The 20078-nt window shown below is 61.8% G+C and carries 27 protein-coding genes; 25 read left to right on the top strand and 2 right to left on the bottom strand.

What is annotated here, in order from left to right; genetic code table 11:
• Positions 1-109 precede the first annotated feature (109 nt).
• Positions 110-3442 (bottom strand): DUF2126 domain-containing protein, encoded by a 3333-nt coding sequence (locus tag AZF01_RS05505; protein ID WP_024707028.1) that lies wholly within the window; start codon positions 3440-3442, stop codon positions 110-112.
• A 181-nt stretch (positions 3443-3623) separates the two neighbouring features.
• Positions 3624-3914 (bottom strand): hypothetical protein, encoded by a 291-nt coding sequence (locus AZF01_RS05510; protein ID WP_024707029.1) that lies wholly within the window; start codon positions 3912-3914, stop codon positions 3624-3626.
• A 206-nt stretch (positions 3915-4120) separates the two neighbouring features.
• On the opposite strand from AZF01_RS05510, the gene AZF01_RS05515 reads away from it, so the two are divergent.
• The 25 genes from AZF01_RS05515 (at position 4121) to rpmD (ending at position 20073) form a co-directional block, all read left to right on the top strand.
• Entirely contained in the window at positions 4121-5746 is a 1626-nt protein-coding gene (locus tag AZF01_RS05515; RefSeq protein ID WP_024707030.1) for an ABC-F family ATP-binding cassette domain-containing protein, read from the top strand.
• A 394-nt stretch (positions 5747-6140) separates the two neighbouring features.
• Entirely contained in the window at positions 6141-6512 is a 372-nt protein-coding gene (gene rpsL, locus AZF01_RS05520; RefSeq protein ID WP_018065617.1) for a 30S ribosomal protein S12, read from the top strand.
• 75 nt (positions 6513-6587) lie between these two features.
• Positions 6588-7058 carry a 30S ribosomal protein S7 gene (rpsG, locus tag AZF01_RS05525; protein ID WP_024707031.1) on the top strand — a complete coding sequence of 157 codons (471 nt, stop codon included), beginning with the start codon at positions 6588-6590 and terminating at the stop codon, positions 7056-7058.
• A gap of 27 nt (positions 7059-7085) precedes the next feature.
• Positions 7086-9185, top strand: coding sequence for an elongation factor G (gene fusA, locus AZF01_RS05530; RefSeq protein WP_024707032.1), 2100 nt, complete (start codon positions 7086-7088; stop codon positions 9183-9185).
• A 60-nt stretch (positions 9186-9245) separates the two neighbouring features.
• Positions 9246-10421, top strand: a complete 1176-nt coding sequence (gene tuf, locus AZF01_RS05535) for an elongation factor Tu (protein WP_061449643.1) — start codon at positions 9246-9248, stop codon at positions 10419-10421.
• A gap of 148 nt (positions 10422-10569) precedes the next feature.
• The gene (rpsJ, locus tag AZF01_RS05540) at positions 10570-10878 is read left to right on the top strand and encodes a 30S ribosomal protein S10 (protein WP_018065614.1); all 309 of its coding nucleotides are present in this window, start codon (positions 10570-10572) and stop codon (positions 10876-10878) included.
• Between the two features lie 129 nt (positions 10879-11007).
• On the top strand, positions 11008-11703 hold the full coding sequence (gene rplC / locus AZF01_RS05545; protein WP_024708109.1) for a 50S ribosomal protein L3: 696 nt from the start codon (positions 11008-11010) through the stop codon (positions 11701-11703).
• Positions 11703-12323, top strand: coding sequence for a 50S ribosomal protein L4 (rplD, locus tag AZF01_RS05550; RefSeq protein ID WP_024708108.1), 621 nt, complete (start codon positions 11703-11705; stop codon positions 12321-12323). The genes rplC and rplD overlap by 1 nt, the downstream gene beginning before the upstream one ends.
• A complete protein-coding gene (locus tag AZF01_RS05555) occupies positions 12320-12613 on the top strand; it encodes a 50S ribosomal protein L23 (RefSeq protein ID WP_024708107.1) in 294 nt (97 codons plus the stop codon). Before rplD ends, AZF01_RS05555 begins: the two co-directional genes overlap by 4 nt.
• 41 nt (positions 12614-12654) lie before the next feature.
• Entirely contained in the window at positions 12655-13491 is an 837-nt protein-coding gene (gene rplB / locus AZF01_RS05560) for a 50S ribosomal protein L2 (RefSeq protein WP_024708106.1), read from the top strand.
• A 15-nt stretch (positions 13492-13506) separates the two neighbouring features.
• Positions 13507-13785, top strand: coding sequence for a 30S ribosomal protein S19 (gene rpsS / locus AZF01_RS05565; RefSeq protein WP_024708105.1), 279 nt, complete (start codon positions 13507-13509; stop codon positions 13783-13785).
• 2 nt (positions 13786-13787) lie between these two features.
• Positions 13788-14171 (top strand): 50S ribosomal protein L22, encoded by a 384-nt coding sequence (gene rplV / locus AZF01_RS05570; RefSeq protein WP_024708104.1) that lies wholly within the window; start codon positions 13788-13790, stop codon positions 14169-14171.
• Positions 14171-14884: a 30S ribosomal protein S3 gene (rpsC, locus tag AZF01_RS05575; protein ID WP_024708103.1), complete on the top strand. Its 714-nt coding sequence runs from the start codon at positions 14171-14173 to the stop codon at positions 14882-14884. Before rplV ends, rpsC begins: the two co-directional genes overlap by 1 nt.
• 37 nt (positions 14885-14921) lie before the next feature.
• Complete coding sequence (rplP, locus tag AZF01_RS05580; protein WP_024708102.1) at positions 14922-15335, top strand: 50S ribosomal protein L16; 414 nt, start codon at positions 14922-14924, stop codon at positions 15333-15335.
• 12 nt (positions 15336-15347) lie between these two features.
• Positions 15348-15548 (top strand): 50S ribosomal protein L29, encoded by a 201-nt coding sequence (gene rpmC / locus AZF01_RS05585; RefSeq protein WP_024708101.1) that lies wholly within the window; start codon positions 15348-15350, stop codon positions 15546-15548.
• 24 nt (positions 15549-15572) lie between these two features.
• On the top strand, positions 15573-15809 hold the full coding sequence (gene rpsQ / locus AZF01_RS05590; RefSeq protein WP_024708100.1) for a 30S ribosomal protein S17: 237 nt from the start codon (positions 15573-15575) through the stop codon (positions 15807-15809).
• Positions 15810-16174: 365 nt separating this feature from the next.
• Entirely contained in the window at positions 16175-16543 is a 369-nt protein-coding gene (rplN, locus tag AZF01_RS05595; RefSeq protein ID WP_024708099.1) for a 50S ribosomal protein L14, read from the top strand.
• Positions 16544-16556: 13 nt separating this feature from the next.
• Positions 16557-16868: a 50S ribosomal protein L24 gene (gene rplX / locus AZF01_RS05600; RefSeq protein WP_024708098.1), complete on the top strand. Its 312-nt coding sequence runs from the start codon at positions 16557-16559 to the stop codon at positions 16866-16868.
• Positions 16861-17418, top strand: coding sequence for a 50S ribosomal protein L5 (rplE, locus tag AZF01_RS05605; protein ID WP_024708097.1), 558 nt, complete (start codon positions 16861-16863; stop codon positions 17416-17418). The genes rplX and rplE overlap by 8 nt, the downstream gene beginning before the upstream one ends.
• Before the next feature lie 32 nt (positions 17419-17450).
• A complete protein-coding gene (rpsN, locus tag AZF01_RS05610) occupies positions 17451-17756 on the top strand; it encodes a 30S ribosomal protein S14 (RefSeq protein ID WP_024708096.1) in 306 nt (101 codons plus the stop codon).
• An 11-nt stretch (positions 17757-17767) separates the two neighbouring features.
• The gene (rpsH, locus tag AZF01_RS05615) at positions 17768-18166 is read left to right on the top strand and encodes a 30S ribosomal protein S8 (RefSeq protein ID WP_024708095.1); all 399 of its coding nucleotides are present in this window, start codon (positions 17768-17770) and stop codon (positions 18164-18166) included.
• 42 nt (positions 18167-18208) lie between these two features.
• Positions 18209-18742, top strand: coding sequence for a 50S ribosomal protein L6 (gene rplF / locus AZF01_RS05620; protein WP_024708094.1), 534 nt, complete (start codon positions 18209-18211; stop codon positions 18740-18742).
• Between the two features lie 12 nt (positions 18743-18754).
• On the top strand, positions 18755-19117 hold the full coding sequence (rplR, locus tag AZF01_RS05625) for a 50S ribosomal protein L18 (RefSeq protein WP_024708093.1): 363 nt from the start codon (positions 18755-18757) through the stop codon (positions 19115-19117).
• A 174-nt stretch (positions 19118-19291) separates the two neighbouring features.
• On the top strand, positions 19292-19861 hold the full coding sequence (rpsE, locus tag AZF01_RS05630; RefSeq protein WP_024708092.1) for a 30S ribosomal protein S5: 570 nt from the start codon (positions 19292-19294) through the stop codon (positions 19859-19861).
• Between the two features lie 11 nt (positions 19862-19872).
• Positions 19873-20073: a 50S ribosomal protein L30 gene (gene rpmD, locus AZF01_RS05635; RefSeq protein WP_024708091.1), complete on the top strand. Its 201-nt coding sequence runs from the start codon at positions 19873-19875 to the stop codon at positions 20071-20073.
• Positions 20074-20078 lie beyond the last annotated feature (5 nt).

Consider the following 20078-nt stretch of genomic DNA (forward strand, 5'->3'; position numbering starts at 1 on the left):
GGGCCGGTCCGCCCGTTTGCCGGCGCGGGAGCATCGGGTGAATGAACCCCGGTGCGCCATGTGTCGTATCCGACGCGAAATCAGGCGCCGGGCCCGATCGCGAATCGCCTCAAAGCCCTGCCGGGCGCCTGAGGTCCAGCGTCAGCGGAAACTCCGGCGACGGCGCTTCGCTGAACACCGTATATCCGCCGGCAGTGTGCCCGGCGGCCTCGAAACGCGAAAGCCGCCTTGCTTCCGCCTCGTTGCCGTTGACCGGGAAGGTCTCATAGTTCCGCCCTCCGGGATGCGCAACATGATAAATGCAACCGCCGACCGATCGCGCCGACCATGTGTCGTAAATGTCGAAGGTAAGCGGCGAGTTGACCGGCAGCACCGGATGCAGGCCGGAGGCCGGTTGCCAGGCCTTGAAGCGCACGCCCGCCACCGAAACGCCGTTGGTCCCGGTCGGCTTCAGCGGCACCTTGCGGCCGTTGCAGGTGACGATGTAGCGCTCCGGCGCCCGCGTCTCGAGGCGGACCTGCAGGCGTTCCACGGAGGAATCGACATAGCGCACCGTGCCGCCTGGCGCCCCTTGTTCGCCCATCACGTTCCATGGCTCGAGCGCCTGCCGGAGCTCCAGCCTGTTGCCCTCATACTCGACCTCGCCGAAGAAGGGAAAGCGGAACTGCAGCTGGGCATCGAACCATTCGGGACGAAACTCCAGGCCGTTTTCCTTCAGGTCCTGCAGGACATCGAGAAAATCCTGCCAGATGAAATGCGGCAGCATGAAGCGATCGGCCAGCGCGGTGCCCCAGCGCACGAATTTGCCCTCCAGCGGGTTCTTCCAGAACCGGGCGAGAAGCGCGCGCACGAGCAGTTGCTGCGCAAGGTTCATGCGCGCATTCGGCGGCATTTCGAAGCCGCGGAACTCGACGAGGCCGAGACGGCCGGTCGGCCCGTCCGGCGAGAACAGCTTGTCGATGCAGATCTCGGCGCGGTGAGTATTGCCGGTGACGTCGATCAGCAGGTTGCGGAACAGCCGGTCGACGAGCCAGGGCAGCGGCGGCATGAAGCCGGACTTCGGATGCGGGATCTGCGCCATCGCCGTTTCAAGCTCATAGAGCGCGTCGTGCCGGGCTTCGTCGATGCGCGGGGCCTGGCTCGTCGGTCCGATGAACAGGCTCGAGAACAGGTAGGAGAGCGAGGGGTGACGCTGCCAGTGCAGCACCACGCTCTTCAGAAGGTCCGGGCGGCGCAGGAACGGGCTGTCGCCCGGATTGGCGCCGCCGACCACGACGTGGTTGCCGCCGCCGGTGCCGGTGTGGCGCCCGTCGATCATGAACTTGTCGGCGCCAAGCCGGGTCGCGCGGGCTTCCTCGTAGATGGCTGTGGTCGTCTCCACGCATTCGGACCAGTTTGCCGCCGGATGGATGTTGACCTCGATGACGCCCGGGTCCGGGGCGACACGGATGACATTGATGCGCTCATCCTGCGGCGGCGAATAACCCTCGATGTGGACGGGAAGGTTGAGCTTTTCGGCGGCTCGCTCGGCCGAGGCGACCAGATCGAGATACTGTTCCAGCGTTTCAGTCGGCGGCATGAAGATGCACAGCCGGCCATCGCGCGGCTCAACCGACATTGCGGTGCGCACATGGCCGCCGATCAGCGGACCGAACGCAGCGGGTCTCGGTGCAGGCGGACTGTCCTGAAACGACCTGAAACGAACGGTTGGCAGCGCGCGTCCCTCGTCTTCCCGGAAATCGGGCAGGGGCTCTCGCTTGACCGAAGGATCGAGCGGGTTGATGAAGGGGTACTGGGCCTGGGGGATCCACGCGAGCGAATCGAGCGGCAGGCGAAATCCGACCGGGCTGTCGCCTGGAATGAGGTAGAGGCGCCCGCGCCGGGTCGTCCATTTTTCCGAAACCCATTTGACGCCCGAGGCGCGCCCCTGCCAGGCCTGAACGGGCAGGACATATCCGACCGGCTGGGTCAGTCCGCGCTCGAACACCTTGGTGATGCGGGCGCGGTCCTCGGCGTTTTTCAGCTTCGAATTCGAGGGGTCAACATTTTCCGGCAGGTTGCCCTCCCGGATCAGCCATTCGGCCGGATCCTCGAAGGCCGGCTCGACGATCTCGGGGTCGATGTCCAGCTCGTTGGCAATCGCCTGCAAGAGCCGGCCGGCATCGTCTGCGCCGACCTCGATGTCCCGCTTCTCCTCGGCGATCAGGTCCTGGTTGTTCCAGATCGGCACGCCGTCCTTGCGCCAGTAGAGCGAGAAGGTCCAGCGCGGCAGGCTCTCGCCCGGATACCATTTGCCCTGGCCGTAATGCAGGAAGCCGCCGGGCGCGAAGCGCTGCCGCAGGCGTCGGATCAGTTCGTCCGCAAGGCCGCGCTTGGTCGGACCGACGGCGCCGGTGTTCCATTCGTCGGCCTCGAAATCGTCAATCGAGACGAAGGTCGGCTCGCCGCCCATGGTCAGGCGCATGTCGGTTTCCTCGAGCAGCCGGTCGACCTTGTTGCCGAGCGCGTTGAGCGCCTCCCAGCTTTCGTCGGAAAACGGCCTGGTGATGCGCGGATGCTCGGCGACGCGCCTGATCGTCATATCGAAATCGAAGCTGGTCTCCGCCTTGCCGGAATAGCCGCCGGTGATCGGCGCGGCATTGCGGTAGTGCGGCGTCGCCGCCAGCGGAATATGGCTCTCGCCGGTCAGAAGGCCCGAGGTTGCATCAAGGCCGATCCAGCCCGCGCCGGGCAGGTAGACTTCCGCCCATGCGTGAAGATCGGTGAAATCGTGATCCGTTCCGGACGGACCGTCGAGCGCTTTCAGGTCCGGCTCGAGCTGGATCAGGTAACCGGAGACGAAGCGGGCGGCAAGGCCCATATTGCGCAGGATCTGCACCAGAAGCCAGGCCGAGTCGCGACACGAACCCGAAGCCCGCTCCAGCGTTTCCTCCGGCGTCTGCACGCCGGGCTCCATGCGGATGATGTAGTTGACGTCGTGCTGCAGGCGGGCATTGATGCCGACGATCATGTCGACCGTGCCCTGGCCGGGCGAGAGGTCGAGCTTTTCCATATAAGCCTTCAACCGCGGTCCCACCGGCTCCGGCCTGATGTAGATCGACAGATCCTCGCGGATCGCCTCGTCGTAGTCGAAAGGATATTTGGTCGCCTGTTCCTCGACGAAGAAGTCGAAGGGATTATACACGGTCATGTCGGCGACGAGGTCGACCTCGATCTTGAACTCGGTCACCGGCTCGGGAAAGACGAAGCGCGCCTGGTAGTTGCCGTAGGGGTCCTGCTGCAGATTGACGAAGTGGTTCTCCGGCGTGACCTTCAGGGAGTGCGAGATGACCTTGGTCTTCGAGTGGGCCGCAGGCTTCAGCCTGATGATCTGCGGTCCGAGATTGACGGGATTGTCGTATTTGTAGTGGGTAAGGTGGTAGATCGCTGCTTTGATTGACATCTGCGTCCTTGCCGGCGGTAAAGGGATCTCCGGAAAGCGCCGGAAGAACCCTTTGATGTTCCCCTGTTCTTATTCCGGGGAGTGTGGGCAAAGCGCCGCGATAAAGCAAGCGGGATTGCCCGCTGGGCGCGAATTTGCCGGAGGCCGAGCTTGCTCCGGCCGCCGAGGGCGCGCTTTCCCCTCAGGCCGACAGTTTCACGATCGCCACCTCGCCCTCGAGCGCCGTCTGGTAGGCGGAGGCGTGGGGTTCTTCGTCGGGGATTTCGGTAATCATGCCGATCTGATCGAGATCGGCTTCGGCATAGCCCTCGTTTGCCAGCGCGTTCAGCGTGTTGCGCACGGCGGTATCCTCGTCCGGGGCGGCGATGATCACATGCACTTCCGCCTCGCCGTTCCATTCGTGATAGACCTTGCCGGTGATGATGAAGACCATGCGCTCGCCGTCGCTGGTGTAGCCGGGAATGGCGATCATGTTTTTACCTCCGGTTTCCGATCGGTCTTTCTTTTCACAAGACGGCGTCAATTGAAAGTTCGCCGCGGGGCATTTGGCGGGCCCCGTCTTGAAATCGCCGTCCTTCAGGCGTAATTGAGGGTAACCGCGATCAAGAAGGGACGTGCCGCCGATGATTTCTCACCTGAAGACAGCAAACGCACTGGCTTTACGGGAGAACTTTTTGCATGCACGCCACCATCACGCTTTCCGGCCTGTCCTTCACCACTGCTGACGGCCATTCTCTTTTCAACGATATCGATGCCGTTTTCGGTCCGGGCATTGCCGGTCTTGTCGGACGTAACGGCGCGGGCAAGACGACGCTGCTGAAAATCATGGCGGGTCGGGTGACGCCCACTTCCGGAACTGTTTGTCTTGCCGGCAGTCTCGCCATGCTCGATCAGACGGTCCGCGCCTCGGAGGGCGCGACGCTTGCCGATTGTTTCGGGATCGGCGGGATGCTGCGCATGGTTGAGGCGGCGGCGGCGGGAAGGGCAACCGCCGAGCAGCTCGCGACGGTCGACTGGTTGGCGGAGGAGAGGGCTGAGGCGGCGCTCTCCCGGTTCGCGCTCGATTATCCGCTGACGACCCCGCTTTCCTGTCTTTCCGGCGGCGAGCTGACGCGGGCGCGACTGGCCGCGCTCACCTATGACGATCCGGACTTCATCCTGCTTGACGAGCCGACCAACAATCTCGACTCCGCCGGCCGCGAGCAGTTGCTGGCGTTTCTTTCGGGCTGGCGCTGCGGCGCGCTCGTCGTCAGCCATGACCGGGCCTTGCTGGAGGCCATGCCGGAGATCGTGGAACTGACCGGCCGCGGCATCACGCGGTATGGCGGCAACTACGGCTTTTATGAAGAGGTGAAAGCGGCCGAGATCGAGAACCGCGAAAGGCGACTGGGCGAGGCGACCCGTGAGGTGCGGCAGGTTTCCGCCGCCGCGCGCCGGCGGGCGGAGCGCAAGGCGCGCACGGACGCGAAGGGGCTTAAGGCGCGCAAGCGCAAGGACATGCCGAAAATGCTGCTCGACGGCATGAAGGCGCAGGCCGAGGCGACGGCGGCCCGGCAAAACGCGCTCCACGACCGGCAGGCCGAAAAGGCGGCGGAGGCGCTCGACGAGGCGAAGGCGCGCCTCGAGGTGGTTTCGCCGTTCGCGATCACCCTTCCGCCCTCGGGGCTTGCCGCCGGGCGGCGGGTGCTGAAGGCGGATCGCCTTGCCGGAGGCTATGACGCCCAAGCGCCGCTCTTCCGAGACCTCTCCTTCGAGATGACCGGGCCCGAGCGCGTGGCGATCGAAGGGCGGAACGGCGCCGGGAAATCGACTCTGGTAAAGACGCTTTCGGGCGGGCTACGACCGCTAGGCGGAACGGCGGAGATCTGCGTGCCCTTTGCGCTCTTCGACCAGGCGGTGTCCCTGCTCGATCGCGGGGCGAGCGTGCGCGACAATTTCAGGCGCCTCAACCCGCATGACGGCGAGAATGCCTGCCGGGCGGCGCTTGCGCGGTTCCGGTTCCGCGCTGGCGAGGCGCTGAAACGGGTTGCCGATCTGAGCGGCGGCGAATTGCTGAGGGCGGGGCTCGCCGTCGCGATTGGCGGAAGCCGGCCGGCGCAACTCCTGATCCTCGACGAGCCGACCAACCATCTCGACCTTGAAAGCCTGGCGACGCTGGAGGCGGGCCTCAACGCCTATGACGGCGCGCTCCTCGTCATCAGCCACGACCGCGTGTTTCTGGAGAGAATCGGCGTTGCGACGCGGATCGTACTTTCCGGCGACGGCGCGGCCCGGCGACAGAATATTGCGTCGGACGTGCCTTGAGAGCCGTCAATATTGCCCGATGCGGCATGACTGCCCGCAAAGGAGGCGATTGAGGCCCCAAGATTCCAGAATTTCGGGGCGTTGGACTTGACGACATGAACCGAAGTGAGTATGTCGGCGCCAACAGAACCCATGTGAGGCATGGCCGTTCGGGAAGCCAAATGTCCCGGAGTTCACCTCAGACTAGGTTCTCATACAGCACGTTGAAGATCAAATGCTGCACGCATGACGCGGCAAGGCGCCTGTGTCCTCTGCTTTAAGGTCCATCTGCCGGGAAGGCGGGTCGGGCCGTGCTTGTGCGCATATAGACGCTGAAAGTGCTTCTGTTCGCCGGTGACGGCATTGAAATGCCCCATAAGGGCGACGAGACACGAAATTCTAAAGGGATGGGTATATGCCTACCGTAAACCAACTGATCCGCAAGCCGCGTCAGCCCCAGGTCAAGCGGAACAAGGTTCCGGCGCTGGAACAGAACCCGCAGAAGCGCGGCGTCTGCACCCGCGTCTACACCACGACGCCGAAGAAGCCGAACTCGGCTCTTCGTAAGGTTGCCAAGATCCGCCTGACCAATGGCTTCGAAGTCATCGGCTACATTCCGGGCGAAGGCCACAATCTGCAGGAACACTCCGTCGTCATGATCCGCGGCGGCCGCGTGAAGGACTTGCCGGGTGTGCGTTACCACATCATCCGCGGCGTTCTCGATACGCAGGGCGTCAAGAACCGTAAGCAGCGCCGTTCGAAATACGGTGCGAAGCGTCCGAAGTAATTCGGTTTTCATTTTTCTGGCGCTGCGCGAGGTTCTCCGCGTCTTAAGCGCCGCAACTGTTGAGAGACAAAAAGCATGTCACGACGCCACAGTGCAGAAAAGCGTGAGATCAACCCGGATCCCAAATTTGGCGATCTGGTGATCAGCAAGTTCATGAATGCCATCATGCTGCATGGCAAGAAGTCGGTTGCCGAGACGATCGTCTACGGCGCGCTCGACGCCGTTGAAGCTAAGATGAAGCAGGACCCGATCGAGGTCTTTCATCAGGCGCTCGAAAACGTCGCGCCGCACGTTGAAGTCCGCTCGCGCCGCGTTGGCGGTGCGACCTACCAGGTTCCGGTCGACGTCCGTCCCGAGCGCCGTCAGGCTCTCGCCATCCGCTGGCTGATCGCAGCCGCGCGCAAGCGCAACGAGACCACCATGATCGAGCGCCTGTCCGGCGAGCTCATGGATGCTGCGAACAACCGGGGTTCTGCCGTCAAGAAGCGTGAAGACACGCACAAGATGGCCGACGCCAACCGCGCATTCTCCCATTACCGCTGGTAATTCAGATACGAGGGAAGGCCTAACATCATGGCTCGCGAATATAAAATCGAAGATTACCGTAATTTCGGTATCATGGCGCACATCGACGCTGGCAAGACCACGACGACCGAGCGCATCCTCTTCTACACCGGCAAGTCCCACAAGATCGGTGAAGTTCACGACGGCGCGGCCACGATGGACTGGATGGAGCAGGAGCAGGAGCGTGGCATCACGATCACCTCCGCTGCCACCACCACCTTCTGGCAGGGCCGCGACGGCAAGAAGCGCCGCTTCAACATCATCGACACCCCCGGACACGTCGACTTCACCATTGAAGTCGAGCGTTCGCTGCGCGTGCTCGACGGTGCGGTCGCCCTTCTCGACGCCAATGCCGGCGTCGAGCCGCAGACGGAAACCGTCTGGCGCCAGGCCGACAAGTACAACGTTCCGCGCATGATCTTCTGCAACAAGATGGACAAGATCGGCGCCGACTTCTATCGCTCGGTCGAGATGGTCAAGTCCCGTCTCGGCGCGACCCCGGTTGTCATTCAGCTCCCGATCGGCGCCGAAAACGACTTTGCCGGCGTGATCGACCTGATCGAGATGAAGGCGCTTGTCTGGGACGGCGAACACCTCGGCGCGCAGTGGGATATCACGGATATTCCGGCTGACATGAAGGACAAGGCCGAAGAATGGCGCGAAGCGATGATCGAGGCGGTCGTCGAGATCGACGAAGCCGCCATGGAAGCCTATCTCGAAGGCGAAATGCCGGACAATGACACGATCCGCAAGCTCCTCCGCAAGGGCACGATCGGCGTTCAGTTCTTCCCGATGCTGTGCGGCTCGGCTTTCAAGAACAAGGGCGTCCAGCCGCTTCTCGACGCCGTCGTCGACTTCCTGCCGTCGCCGATCGACATCGAGTCGATCAAGGGTATCGACGTCAAGACCGAAGCCGATATCGAGCGCCACGCTGATGACAACGAACCGCTTTCGATGCTGGCGTTCAAGATCATGAACGACCCCTTCGTCGGTTCGCTGACCTTCTGCCGCGTCTATTCGGGCAAGCTCGAAAAGGGTTCGGGCGTTCTGAACACGGTCAAGGAAAAGCGCGAGCGCGTCGGCCGCATGCTGCAGATGCATTCGAACTCGCGTTCGGACATCGAGGAAGCCTATGCCGGTGACATCGTAGCGCTTGCCGGGCTGAAGGAAACCACCACCGGTGACACGCTCTGCGACCCGCTGCACCCGGTCATCCTGGAACGGATGGAATTCCCCGAGCCGGTTATCCGGATCGCGATCGAGCCGAAGACCAAGGCCGACCAGGAGAAGATGGGCATCGCGCTCAACCGTCTCGCTGCCGAAGACCCGTCCTTCCGCGTTTTCTCCGACGAGGAGAGCGGTCAGACGATCATCGCCGGCATGGGCGAGCTTCACCTCGACATTCTCGTCGACCGCATGAAGCGCGAGTTCAAGGTCGAGGCCAATGTCGGCGCGCCGCAGGTTGCCTACCGCGAAACCATCACGCAGGCCCACGAAGAAGACTACACCCACAAGAAGCAGTCGGGTGGTTCGGGTCAGTTCGCCCGCGTCAAGATCATCTTCGAACCCAATCCCGATGGCGAGGATTTCGTTTTCGAATCCAAGATCGTCGGCGGCTCGGTTCCGAAGGAATACATCCCCGGTGTCCAGAAGGGTATCGAAAGCGTTCTGTCGTCGGGTCCGCTCGCCGGCTTCCCGATGCTCGGCATCAAGGCCACCCTCGTTGACGGCGCCTATCACGATGTCGACTCCTCGGTTCTCGCCTTCGAAATCGCTGCCCGCGCATGTTTCCGTGAAGCTGCCCGCAAGGCCGGCGCCCAGCTCCTCGAGCCGATCATGAGCGTCGAGGTGGTGACCCCGGAAGATTACGTTGGCGACGTCATCGGCGACCTGAACTCCCGTCGCGGCCAGATCCAGGGCCAGGAGCCGCGCGGCAACGCGACGGTGATCGAGGCGGAAGTGCCGCTCGCGAACATGTTCAAGTATGTCGATACGCTGCGTTCCATGTCTCAGGGCCGCGCGCAGTATACGATGACCTTCGATCACAACGCGCCGGTCCCGTCGAACGTCGCGCAGGAAATTCAGGCGAAGTATTCCGGTTCGAAGTAACCGGCCGAAACGCATAATCGAATTCACCCCTCTGGGGTCTGAAAGGAATAGGAGCCTAAAATGGCAAAGGCAAAGTTTGAGCGGAGCAAACCGCACGTCAACATCGGCACGATCGGTCACGTTGACCACGGCAAGACGACACTGACGGCTGCGATCACGAAGTTCTTCGGTGACTTCCGTGCGTATGACCAGATCGACGCGGCGCCGGAAGAAAAGGCACGCGGCATCACGATTTCGACGGCGCACGTCGAATACGAGACCGAGAAGCGCCACTACGCCCACGTCGACTGCCCCGGCCACGCCGACTATGTGAAGAACATGATCACCGGCGCGGCGCAGATGGACGGCGCGATCCTGGTGTGCTCGGCCGCCGACGGCCCGATGCCGCAGACCCGCGAGCACATCCTGCTTGCCCGTCAGGTTGGCGTTCCGGGGATCGTGGTTTTCCTCAACAAGGTTGACCAGGTTGACGACGAGGAGCTTCTCGAGCTCGTCGAGATGGAAGTGCGTGAGCTGCTGGACTCCTACGAGTTCCCCGGCGACGAAATCCCGATCATCAAGGGCTCGGCTCTTGCCGCTCTGGAAGACAGCAACAAGGAAATCGGCGAAGACGCGATCCGCGCGCTGATGGCCGCTGTCGACGACTACATCCCGACGCCCGAGCGTCCGGTTGACCAGCCCTTCCTGATGCCGATCGAGGACGTGTTCTCGATTTCCGGCCGCGGCACGGTCGTGACCGGTCGCGTCGAGCGCGGCATTGTCAAGGTTGGCGAGGAAGTCGAGATCGTCGGCATCAAGCCGACGCAGAAGACGACGGTGACCGGCGTTGAAATGTTCCGCAAGCTGCTCGACCAGGGCCAGGCCGGCGACAACATCGGCGCTCTGATCCGCGGCATCAACCGCGACCAGGTCGAGCGTGGCCAGATTCTCTGCAAGCCGGGTTCGGTGACGCCGCACACGAAGTTCAAGGCAGAAGCCTACATCCTGACGAAGGATGAGGGCGGCCGCCACACGCCGTTCTTCACCAACTACCGTCCGCAGTTCTACTTCCGCACGACGGACGTGACGGGCGTCGTCACGCTTCCGGAAGGCACGGAAATGGTGATGCCGGGCGACAACGTCACGGTTGACGTCGAACTGATCGTGCCGATCGCGATGGAAGAAAAGCTGCGCTTCGCCATCCGCGAAGGCGGCCGCACCGTCGGCGCCGGCATCGTGGCATCGATCGTCGAGTAATCGACGCGCGACAGGCACTTTGATTGCGAGGTAGGGACGGGGCAACCTGTCCCTACTTTTGAAGATTGAAGAGAGCGGTCGAAGTTCAACGAATGCGCCTGATCGATGACGAGAAGGCGGGAAGAAGAAGAAGACAAGGACGAGTCGCATGAACGGCCAGAATATCCGCATCCGCCTGAAGGCGTTTGATCACCGGATCCTTGATGCCTCCACGCGTGAGATCGTTTCCACGGCCAAGCGTACCGGCGCGAATGTGCGCGGTCCGGTTCCGCTGCCGACCCGGATCGAGAAGTTCACGGTCAACCGTGGTCCGCACATCGACAAGAAGAGCCGCGAGCAGTTTGAAATGCGCACCCACAAGCGCCTGCTCGACATTGTCGATCCGACCCCCCAGACGGTCGATGCTCTGATGAAGCTCGATCTGGCTGCCGGCGTCGACGTTGAAATCAAGCTCTGATTTTTCAGGGTAGGGATAATTAAACGGGACCAATCGCTGCGCGCGCTTTGATGCGATGCGCATGACGTCCCAAACGGAGACACGCCGGGACCGCAAGGGCCTGGCCGGAACTCTAAAAGGAACGAACCGATGCGTTCAGGTGTAATAGCACAGAAGGTGGGAATGACCCGCGTCTTCAATGACGCAGGAGAGCATATCCCGGTAACAGTTTTGCGAATGGACGGCTGCCAGGTCGTTGCAACGCGCACGAAAGACAAAAACGGCTATACGGCTGTTCAGCTCGGTGCGGGCCGTTCGAAGGTCAAGAACACGTCGAAGGCGCTGCGTGGCCATTTCGCCAAGGGCTCTGTCGAACCCAAGGCCAAGCTGGTCGAGTTCCGCGTTTCGGAAGACAACCTGCTCGAGATCGGCGCCGAACTGACGGCCGGCCATTTCGTGTCGGGTCAGCTCGTCGACGTGACCGGCACCACGATCGGTAAGGGTTTTGCCGGTGCGATGAAGCGCCACAACTTCGGCGGCCTGCGCGCCACCCACGGTGTCTCGATCTCGCACCGTTCGCATGGTTCGACCGGTTCCAACCAGGATCCGGGCAAGGTCTGGAAGGGCAAGAAGATGGCTGGTCACATGGGCCAGACCCGCGTCACCACCCAGAACCTCGAAGTCGTCCGCACCGATGAAGAGCGCGGTCTGATCCTCGTCAAGGGAGCCGTCCCCGGTTCCAAGGGCGCCTGGATCACGGTTCGCGACGCTGTGAAGTCCGGTGTGCCTGAAAATGCGCCGCGGCCTGCCGGCCTGCGCGCGGCTGAAACCAATGGAGCCGAGTAATGGATCTCACCGTCAAAACACTTGAGGGCAAGGACGCCGGCAAGGTCAGCCTGAAGGACGAGATCTTCGGCCTGGAACCGCGCGAAGACATCCTCGCCCGCATGGTTCGCTATCAGCTGGCCAAGAAGCGCCAGGGCAGCCACAAGGTCAAGGGTCGTTCGGAAGTCGCTCTGACCGGCGCCAAGATGTACAAGCAGAAGGGCACGGGCAATGCCCGCCACCACGCCAAGCGTGCGCCGCAGTTCCGCGGCGGTGGTCGCGCCCACGGCCCGGTTGTTCGCGACCATGCGCATGACCTGCCGAAGAAGCTTCGCGCGCTGGCCCTGAAGCATGCGCTTTCGGCCAAGGCCAAGGGCGAGAACATCATCATTGTCGATGACCTCGTCGCCAAGGAAGCCAAGACCAAGGCGCTTCTCGCCCAGTTCGCCGGCCTCGGCCTGGAAAACGCTCTGATCATCGGCGGGTCGGAAGTCGACGGCAATTTCAAGCTTGCCGCACGCAACATTCCGAATATCGATGTTCTGCCGGTTCAGGGCATCAATGTTTACGACATTCTGCGCCGCGGAAAGCTCGTGCTTTCCAGGTCCGCAGTCGAAGCTCTGGAGGAGCGGTTCAAATGAGCGATATCCGCCATTACGACGTGATCGTTTCGCCGGTCATCACCGAGAAGTCGACGCTGGTTTCGGACAATAACCAGGTTGTCTTCAACGTTGCCAAGAATGCGAGCAAGCCCGAGATCAAGGCCGCTGTCGAAGAGCTCTTCGGCGTCAAGGTCAAGTCCGTGAACACGCTCGTGCGCAAGGGCAAGATCAAGCGCTTCCGGAACTTCTCCGGCAAGCAGAAGGACGTCAAGAAGGCGATCGTCACGCTGGCCGAAGGTCAGTCCGTTGACGTGACGACCGGCGTTTGAAACAGACCCGGTAGGGTAAAGACCCAATAGGGAATGAGAAAATGGCATTGAAAACATTCAATCCGACAACGCCGAGCCAGCGCCAACTGGTAATCGTCGAGCGTTCGGAGCTTTACAAGGGCAAGCCCGTCAAGGCTTTGACGCAAGGCCTGTCTTCGAAGGGCGGTCGTAACAACTACGGCCGCGTGACGGCCCGCTTCCAGGGCGGCGGTCACAAGCGCACCTACCGCATGATCGACTTCAAGCGCCGCAAGTTCGGCGTTGAAGGCACGGTCGAGCGTCTGGAATACGACCCCAACAGGTCGGCTTTCATCGCGCTCATCAACTATGCGGACGGCGAGCTTGCCTATATCCTGGCACCGCAGCGTCTGGCCGTTGGCGACAAGGTGCTCGCCGCCGACAGCGCGATCGACGTGAAGCCCGGCAATGCGATGCCGCTGCAGAACATTCCGGTCGGCTCGATCGTCCATAACGTCGAGATGAAGCCCGGCAAGGGCGGCCAGATCGCGCGTTCGGCAGGCACCTATGTGCAGCTCGTCGGCCGCGACCAGGGCATGGCGATCCTGCGCCTGAACTCCGGTGAGCAGCGTCTCGTGCCTGGCTCTTGCCTTGCTTCGATCGGCGCTGTATCGAACCCCGATCATTCCAACACGAACGACGGCAAGGCCGGTCGTACGCGCTGGCGGGGCAAGCGTCCGCATGTTCGCGGCGTTGTCATGAACCCGATCGACCACCCGCACGGTGGTGGTGAAGGCCGCACTTCCGGCGGTCGTCACCCTGTTTCGCCCTGGGGCAAGCCCACCAAGGGCAAGCGCACCCGTTCGAACAAGTCGACCGACAAGTTCATCATGCGCTCGCGCCACCAGAAGAAGAAGTAAGAGAGGTAGTCTGAAATGGCTCGTTCAGTATGGAAGGGACCGTTTGTTGACGGCTATCTTCTCAAGAAAGCTGAGAAGGTGCGTGAAGGCGGTCGCCACGAAGTGATCAAGATCTGGAGCCGCCGTTCCACGATCATGCCGCAGTTCGTCGGCCTGACCTTCGGCGTCTACAATGGTTCCAAGCACATTCCGGTCTCCGTGTCGGAAGAGATGGTCGGCCACAAGTTCGGTGAGTTTGCACCGACGCGGACCTATTACGGTCACGGCGCCGACAAGAAGGCGAAGAGGAAGTAACAATGGGCAAGGCAAAAGCCGCACGCCGGCTTAAGGAAAACGAGGCGCAGGCCGTTACGCGCACGATCCGCGTCAGCCCGCAGAAGCTCAACCTCGTCGCCGCCATGATTCGCGGCAAGAAGGTTGACCGGGCCCTGGCCGATCTCGAATTCTCGCAGAAGCGGGTTTCCGAGACCGTCCGCAAGACGCTCGAATCGGCCATCGCCAATGCCGAAAACAACCACGACCTCGACGTTGACCAGCTCATCGTCGCGGAAGCCTATGTCGGCAAGTCGATTGTCGCCAAGCGCTTCATGGTCCGTGGCCGGGGCCGCGCTTCGCGCATCCTCAAGCCGTTTTCGCATCTGACGATCGTCGTCCGTGAAGTCGAAGAGGAGGCCGCATAATGGGTCAGAAAATCAATCCGATCGGTTTCCGCCTCGGCATCAACCGTACCTGGGACAGCCGCTGGTTCGCCGACAATCACGAATACGGCAAGCTGCTCCACGAAGACCTGAAGATCCGCAGCTTCATCCAGAAGGAACTGAAGCAGGCCGGCGTCTCCAAGGTCGTTATCGAGCGTCCGCACAAGAAGTGCCGCGTCACCATCCATTCGGCCCGTCCGGGCCTCATCATCGGCAAGAAGGGCGCGGACATCGAAAAGCTGCGCAGCAAGCTTGCGACGATGACCGAGTCGGAAATGCACCTCAACATCGTTGAAGTGCGCAAGCCGGAGACCGATGCCACGCTGGTCGCCCAGTCGATCGCGCAGCAGCTGGAACGGCGTATCGCCTTCCGCCGCGCCATGAAGCGCTCGGTTCAGTCGGCCATGCGTCTCGGCGCCGAAGGCATCCGCATAGTCTGCTCGGGCCGCCTCGGCGGCGCCGAGATCGCGCGGACCGAATGGTATCGCGAAGGCCGCGTTCCGCTTCACACGCTGCGCGCCGACATCGACTACGGCACGGCCGAAGCCGAAACCGCATACGGCATTTGCGGCATCAAGGTCTGGGTCTTCAAGGGCGAAATCCTTGAGCACGATCCGATGGCCTCCGAGCGTCGCGCGACCGAGGGCGACAACAAGGGTAACAGCGGCAACAATCGCCGCCGCGAAAACGCCTGATAAGGGCGATTTCCGCGAAGTTCGGAGATAGAAGAAAATGTTGCAGCCAAAGCGTACAAAGTACCGCAAGCAGTTCAAGGGCCGCATCCATGGCGCAGCCAAGGGCGGCAGCGATCTGGCTTTCGGTGAATATGGGCTTAAGGCGCAGGAACCCAACCGCGTCAACGCGCGCGAGATCGAGGCGGCCCGCCGCGCGATCACCCGTCACATGAAGCGTGCCGGCCGCGTGTGGATCCGTATCTTTCCCGACACGCCGGTCACCTCCAAGCCGACCGAAGTGCGTATGGGTAAGGGCAAGGGCGGCGTCGATTACTGGGCGGCCCGCGTCAAGCCCGGCCGGATCATGTTCGAAATCGATGGTGTGAGCGAAGACATTGCTCGTGAAGCCCTGCGCCTCGGCGCGGCCAAGCTTTCGGTCAAGACGCGCTTCATCCAGCGTATCGCAGAGTAAGGAGTGGTACCGATGAAAACTTCTGACGTACACGCCATGACCGAAGACCAGCTCAAGGACGAGCTCGCCAAGCTGAAGAAGGAGCAGTTCAACCTGCGCTTCCAGAAGGCGACCGGACAGCTGGAAAAAACGGCGCGCATCAAGGAAGTGCGCCGCGACATCGCGCGTGTGAAAACCATTGCTGCCCAGAAGGCGGCGGCCGCCAAGGCCTGAGAACTATAAAGGACCGACAAGAAAATGCCTAAACGCATCCTGCAAGGCGTTGTCGTCAGCGACAAGAACGATAAAACGGTCGTAGTCCGGGTTGAGCGTCGTTTCGCCCACCCGCTGATGCAGAAGACTGTACGCCGCTCGAAGAAGTACAAGGCGCATGACGCCGAAAACCAGTACAAGATCGGGGATACCGTATTCATCGAGGAATGCGCGCCGATCTCCAAGGACAAGCGCTGGACGGTGGTTTCCGCCCAGGCCTGACTTTTAAAATTGAACAGCTATTTCGCCGGGCCCCTTGCGCTTTGGCGAAATATCTGTATGTAGCACGGCATCGAGATGCGGGGGCGTCCGGCGACGGGCGGCCTTTTCCGTAAGGGCTTTCCCCTTCGAAAAGGGGCGTCGAGCCCCGAAAGACGCTACAAGAAGACGCTCTGGCTCTTGCACGCGGTGCAGGCCCCGAAAGAAATCCTTTTCGGGCCGCATGGTTTTGAAAGTGCTGGACAGGAAATTCGAGCGACCGCCGGGTCAGGTTTTGGCAGGGCGGGCGCTTTGATACGTGTCGATTAAGCTGGTCTAGGGGGCAGAGGTGCCCAACCGGTCCGGTAACAACAAGAAGGCGACCTGATATGATTCAGATGCAAACAAACCTCGACGTGGCGGATAATTCCGGCGCGCGTCGTGTCATGTGCATCAAGGTTCTGGGCGGCTCCAAGCGTAAATATGCCTCGATCGGCGACATCATCGTCGTATCGGTGAAAGAGGCTGTTCCGCGCGGACGCGTCAAGAAGGGCGATGTGATGAAGGCCGTTGTCGTTCGCACGGCAAAGGACATCCGCCGCGCTGACGGCTCCGTCATCCGCTTCGACAGCAATGCTGCCGTTCTGATCAACAACAACAAAGAGCCGATTGGTACGCGTATCTTCGGGCCGGTTCCGCGCGAGCTGCGTGGCAAGAGCCATATGAAGATCATCTCCCTGGCTCCGGAAGTTCTGTAAGGGAGCGCGGAACATGCAGAGAATCAAAAAGGGCGACAAGGTCGTCGTGATCGCCGGCAAGGACAAGGGCCGCACCGGTGAAGTTGTACAGGTTTTCCCGAAGGAAGACCGCGCCGTCGTTTCGGGCATCAATGTCGTGCGTCGCCACCAGCGGCAGACGCAGACCACCGAAGCCGGCATCATCACCAAGGAAGCGCCGGTTCACCTTTCGAACCTCGCGATCGCCGATCCGAAGGACGGCAAGCCGACGCGGGTCGGCTTCAAGGTCGAGGGTGAGAAGAAGGTCCGCTATGCAAAGCGTTCGGGAGAAGTGATCGATGGCTGAAGCAAAGTATGAGCCGCGCCTGAAGACGGTTTTCAACGAAAAGATCCGTGCTGAGCTGCAGGAGAGCTTTTCCTACGCCAACCCGATGATGATCCCGCGCCTCGACAAGGTCGTGATCAACATGGGCGTCGGCGAGGCTGTTGGTGATTCGAAGAAGCCGACCAATGCCGCAGCCGACCTCTCGGCGATCGCCGGCCAGAAGGCCGTGATCACCCATGCGCGCAACTCCATCGCCGGCTTCAAGGTCCGCGAAGGCATGCCGATCGGCGCCAAGGTGACGCTGCGCGGCGACCGCATGTATGAATTCGTTGACCGCCTGGTGAACATCGCGCTGCCGCGCGTTCGCGACTTCCGCGGCCTCAATCCGAAGAGCTTTGACGGCCGTGGCAACTTCGCCATGGGCATCAAGGAGCACATCGTGTTCCCCGAGATCGAATATGACAAGGTCGATCAGATGTGGGGCATGGACATCATCGTTTGCACGACGGCGAACACGGACGACGAAGCGCGGGCGCTCCTGACAGCGTTCAACTTCCCGTTCCGCAAATAACCGTAACGACGAGCGTAGAAAAGGAAAACGACATGGCGAAAGTAAGCGCAGTCGAAAAGAACAAGCGCCGCCGCAAGACGGTCGCCCGGGACGCAGAGAAGCGTGCCGCGCTGAAGGCGATCATCAAGAACCAGGAACTGCCGATCGAAGAGCGGTTCCGCGCTTCCCTGAAGCTGGCGGAAATGCCCCGCGACGGCTCCAAGACGCGTATCCGCAACCGCTGCGAAGTATCCGGCCGTCCGCGTGCGTATTACCGCAAGCTGGGCATGTCCCGTATCGCGCTGCGTGATCTCGGCAACACCGGCAAGGTGCCGGGCGTCGTCAAGTCGAGCTGGTAAGGAGGCGTCCAATGGCAATGTCTGATCCCCTGGGCGATATGCTCACCCGTATCCGCAACGGCGCCTCGCGCCGCAAGTCCTCCGTGACGACGCCGGCTTCCAAGCTGCGCGCCCACGTTCTGGACGTGCTGCAGGCCGAAGGCTACATCCGCGGCTACACCCAGACCGAATTCGAGAACGGCAAGTCCGAGATCGAAATCGAGCTGAAATATTACGAGAACGCGTCCGTGATCCGTGAGATCGCCCGCGTTTCCAAGCCGGGCCGCCGGGTCTATGTCTCGGTCAAGTCCATTCCGCAGGTCGCAAATGGTCTGGGTATCACGATCCTTTCCACCCCCAAGGGTGTGATGGCTGATCACCAGGCGCGCGAACAGAATGTTGGTGGCGAGGTTCTCTGCTCGGTCTTCTAAGATCCGGGTCGTTCCTCCTAACGAAACAGACAGGTAGAGAAAATGTCTCGTATCGGTAAAAAGCCCGTTCAGGTTCCGGCTGGTGTGACTGCGACCGTAGATGGCCAGAAAGTCACAGCCAAGGGCCCCAAGGGCGAGCTCTCCTTCGTCGCCAATGACGAAGTGAGCGTCAAGCTCGAGGACAACGCGATCGTTGTTTCCCCGATCAACCAGTCCAAGGACGCCCGCTCCAAGTGGGGCATGTCGCGGACCATGGTTGAGAACATCATCAATGGTGTCACCAAAGGCTACGAGCGCAAGCTCGAGATCAACGGCGTTGGCTACCGCGCGGCCATGCAGGGCAAGAACCTGCAGCTGTCGCTCGGCTTCTCCCACGAGGTTGTCTATCAGCCGCCGGAAGGCATCACGATTGCCTGCCCGAAGCCGACGGAAATCACCGTCACCGGCATCGACAAGCAGGTCGTCGGCCAGGTCGCTGCGAACATTCGCGAATATCGCGGTCCCGAGCCCTACAAGGGCAAGGGCGTGAAATACGCGGAAGAGCGCATCGTCCGCAAGGAAGGCAAGAAGAAGTAAGGAACACGCGTTATGGCTAGCAGGAAAGAAACCATTGCACGCCGCGCCAGCCGCGTGCGCCGCCAGGTCAAGAAAGTGGCAAACGGCCGTCCGCGTCTGTCGGTTTACCGTTCGTCCAAGAACATCTACGCCCAGATCATCGACGATACGGCCGGCCGCACGCTGGCTGCCGCCTCGACGCTCGACGCTTCGCTCAAGTCTTCGCTGAAGACCGGCGCGGACCGCGAGGCCGCCGAAGCCGTCGGCAAGCTCGTCGCCGAGCGCGCCACCAAGGCGGGCGTCAAGGAAGTCGTGTTCGATCGCGGCGCCTTCATCTTTCACGGTCGCATCAAGGCTCTGGCCGACGGCGCCCGCGAAGGTGGCCTGAGCTTCTGATGAAGCTTCGAGCGCCCTTCATCGAAAGGGCGCTCCTGACATCCGGCCAAGGCGATACTGTTTCTTCGGAACTCAAGTCGCCTTCGGTCACACACCGGCCGCCCCTCGCCAGAAATGGCAGAAGCGGCTTTCACATTTGCCGATTGCACCCGGAAAAGAAAAAGGAACAGGACAATGGCACAGGACAGACGGGGATCGCGCGACGATCGCCATAACAGGGATGAGCGCGACAGCGAATTCGTTGACAAGCTCGTTGCCATCAACCGCGTGGCCAAGACCGTCAAGGGCGGCCGCCGCATGGGTTTTGCTGCACTCGTCGTCGTTGGTGACGGCAAGGGCCGCGTCGGCTTCGGCCACGGCAAGGCGCGCGAAGTGCCGGAAGCCATCCGCAAGGCGACCGAGGCCGCCAAGCGCGAGATGATCTTCGTGCCGCTGCGCGACGGTCGTACGCTGCATCACGACGTCAAGGGCCGCCACGGCGCCGGCAAGGTTCTGCTGCGCACCGCCAAGGCCGGTACCGGCATCATCGCCGGCGGTCCGATGCGCGCCGTTTTCGAAACGCTGGGCGTTGCCGATGTGGTTGCCAAGTCGACCGGTTCGTCCAACCCCTACAACATGGTCCGCGCCACCTTTGATGCCCTGAAGAGCCAGGTGCATCCGAAGGACATCGCAGCGCAGCGCGGCCTCAAATACGCCACGCTCCAGGCTCGCCGCCAGGCCGCCGGCGCTGTTGTCGACGAGTAAGAGAGGCGAACATGGCCAAGGCTAGCACCAAGAAGACTGTCACCGTTGAGCAGATCGGCAGCCCGATCCGCCGTCCCGCCGTCCAGCGCCAGACGCTGATCGGCCTCGGCCTCAACAAGATGCATCGCGTCCGCACCCTGGAAGATACGCCTGCTGTGCGCGGCATGATCAACAAGGTGTCCCATCTCGTGCGCGTCGTCGACGAGAAGTGAGACGG

This window comes from Martelella sp. AD-3, from assembly GCF_001578105.1.
In the GTDB taxonomy this organism is placed as follows: Bacteria; Pseudomonadota; Alphaproteobacteria; order Rhizobiales; family Rhizobiaceae; genus Martelella.

Coding starts and splice junctions, on each gene's coding strand:
- rpsS (WP_024708105.1), top strand. CDS start 13,507: ATGGCTCGTTCAGTATGGAAGGGACCGTTTGTTGACGGCTATCTTCTC.
- AZF01_RS05515 (WP_024707030.1), top strand. CDS start 4,121: ATGCACGCCACCATCACGCTTTCCGGCCTGTCCTTCACCACTGCTGAC.
- fusA (WP_024707032.1), top strand. CDS start 7,086: ATGGCTCGCGAATATAAAATCGAAGATTACCGTAATTTCGGTATCATG.
- rpsJ (WP_018065614.1), top strand. CDS start 10,570: ATGAACGGCCAGAATATCCGCATCCGCCTGAAGGCGTTTGATCACCGG.
- rpsL (WP_018065617.1), top strand. CDS start 6,141: ATGCCTACCGTAAACCAACTGATCCGCAAGCCGCGTCAGCCCCAGGTC.
- rpsC (WP_024708103.1), top strand. CDS start 14,171: ATGGGTCAGAAAATCAATCCGATCGGTTTCCGCCTCGGCATCAACCGT.
- rplP (WP_024708102.1), top strand. CDS start 14,922: ATGTTGCAGCCAAAGCGTACAAAGTACCGCAAGCAGTTCAAGGGCCGC.
- rplE (WP_024708097.1), top strand. CDS start 16,861: ATGGCTGAAGCAAAGTATGAGCCGCGCCTGAAGACGGTTTTCAACGAA.
- rpmC (WP_024708101.1), top strand. CDS start 15,348: ATGAAAACTTCTGACGTACACGCCATGACCGAAGACCAGCTCAAGGAC.
- AZF01_RS05505 (WP_024707028.1), bottom strand. CDS start 3,442: ATGTCAATCAAAGCAGCGATCTACCACCTTACCCACTACAAATACGAC.
- rplX (WP_024708098.1), top strand. CDS start 16,557: ATGCAGAGAATCAAAAAGGGCGACAAGGTCGTCGTGATCGCCGGCAAG.
- tuf (WP_061449643.1), top strand. CDS start 9,246: ATGGCAAAGGCAAAGTTTGAGCGGAGCAAACCGCACGTCAACATCGGC.
- AZF01_RS05510 (WP_024707029.1), bottom strand. CDS start 3,914: ATGATCGCCATTCCCGGCTACACCAGCGACGGCGAGCGCATGGTCTTC.
- rplF (WP_024708094.1), top strand. CDS start 18,209: ATGTCTCGTATCGGTAAAAAGCCCGTTCAGGTTCCGGCTGGTGTGACT.
- rplV (WP_024708104.1), top strand. CDS start 13,788: ATGGGCAAGGCAAAAGCCGCACGCCGGCTTAAGGAAAACGAGGCGCAG.
- rpmD (WP_024708091.1), top strand. CDS start 19,873: ATGGCCAAGGCTAGCACCAAGAAGACTGTCACCGTTGAGCAGATCGGC.
- rpsH (WP_024708095.1), top strand. CDS start 17,768: ATGGCAATGTCTGATCCCCTGGGCGATATGCTCACCCGTATCCGCAAC.
- rpsN (WP_024708096.1), top strand. CDS start 17,451: ATGGCGAAAGTAAGCGCAGTCGAAAAGAACAAGCGCCGCCGCAAGACG.
- rpsQ (WP_024708100.1), top strand. CDS start 15,573: ATGCCTAAACGCATCCTGCAAGGCGTTGTCGTCAGCGACAAGAACGAT.
- rplN (WP_024708099.1), top strand. CDS start 16,175: ATGATTCAGATGCAAACAAACCTCGACGTGGCGGATAATTCCGGCGCG.
- rplR (WP_024708093.1), top strand. CDS start 18,755: ATGGCTAGCAGGAAAGAAACCATTGCACGCCGCGCCAGCCGCGTGCGC.
- rplD (WP_024708108.1), top strand. CDS start 11,703: ATGGATCTCACCGTCAAAACACTTGAGGGCAAGGACGCCGGCAAGGTC.
- AZF01_RS05555 (WP_024708107.1), top strand. CDS start 12,320: ATGAGCGATATCCGCCATTACGACGTGATCGTTTCGCCGGTCATCACC.
- rpsE (WP_024708092.1), top strand. CDS start 19,292: ATGGCACAGGACAGACGGGGATCGCGCGACGATCGCCATAACAGGGAT.
- rplB (WP_024708106.1), top strand. CDS start 12,655: ATGGCATTGAAAACATTCAATCCGACAACGCCGAGCCAGCGCCAACTG.
- rpsG (WP_024707031.1), top strand. CDS start 6,588: ATGTCACGACGCCACAGTGCAGAAAAGCGTGAGATCAACCCGGATCCC.
- rplC (WP_024708109.1), top strand. CDS start 11,008: ATGCGTTCAGGTGTAATAGCACAGAAGGTGGGAATGACCCGCGTCTTC.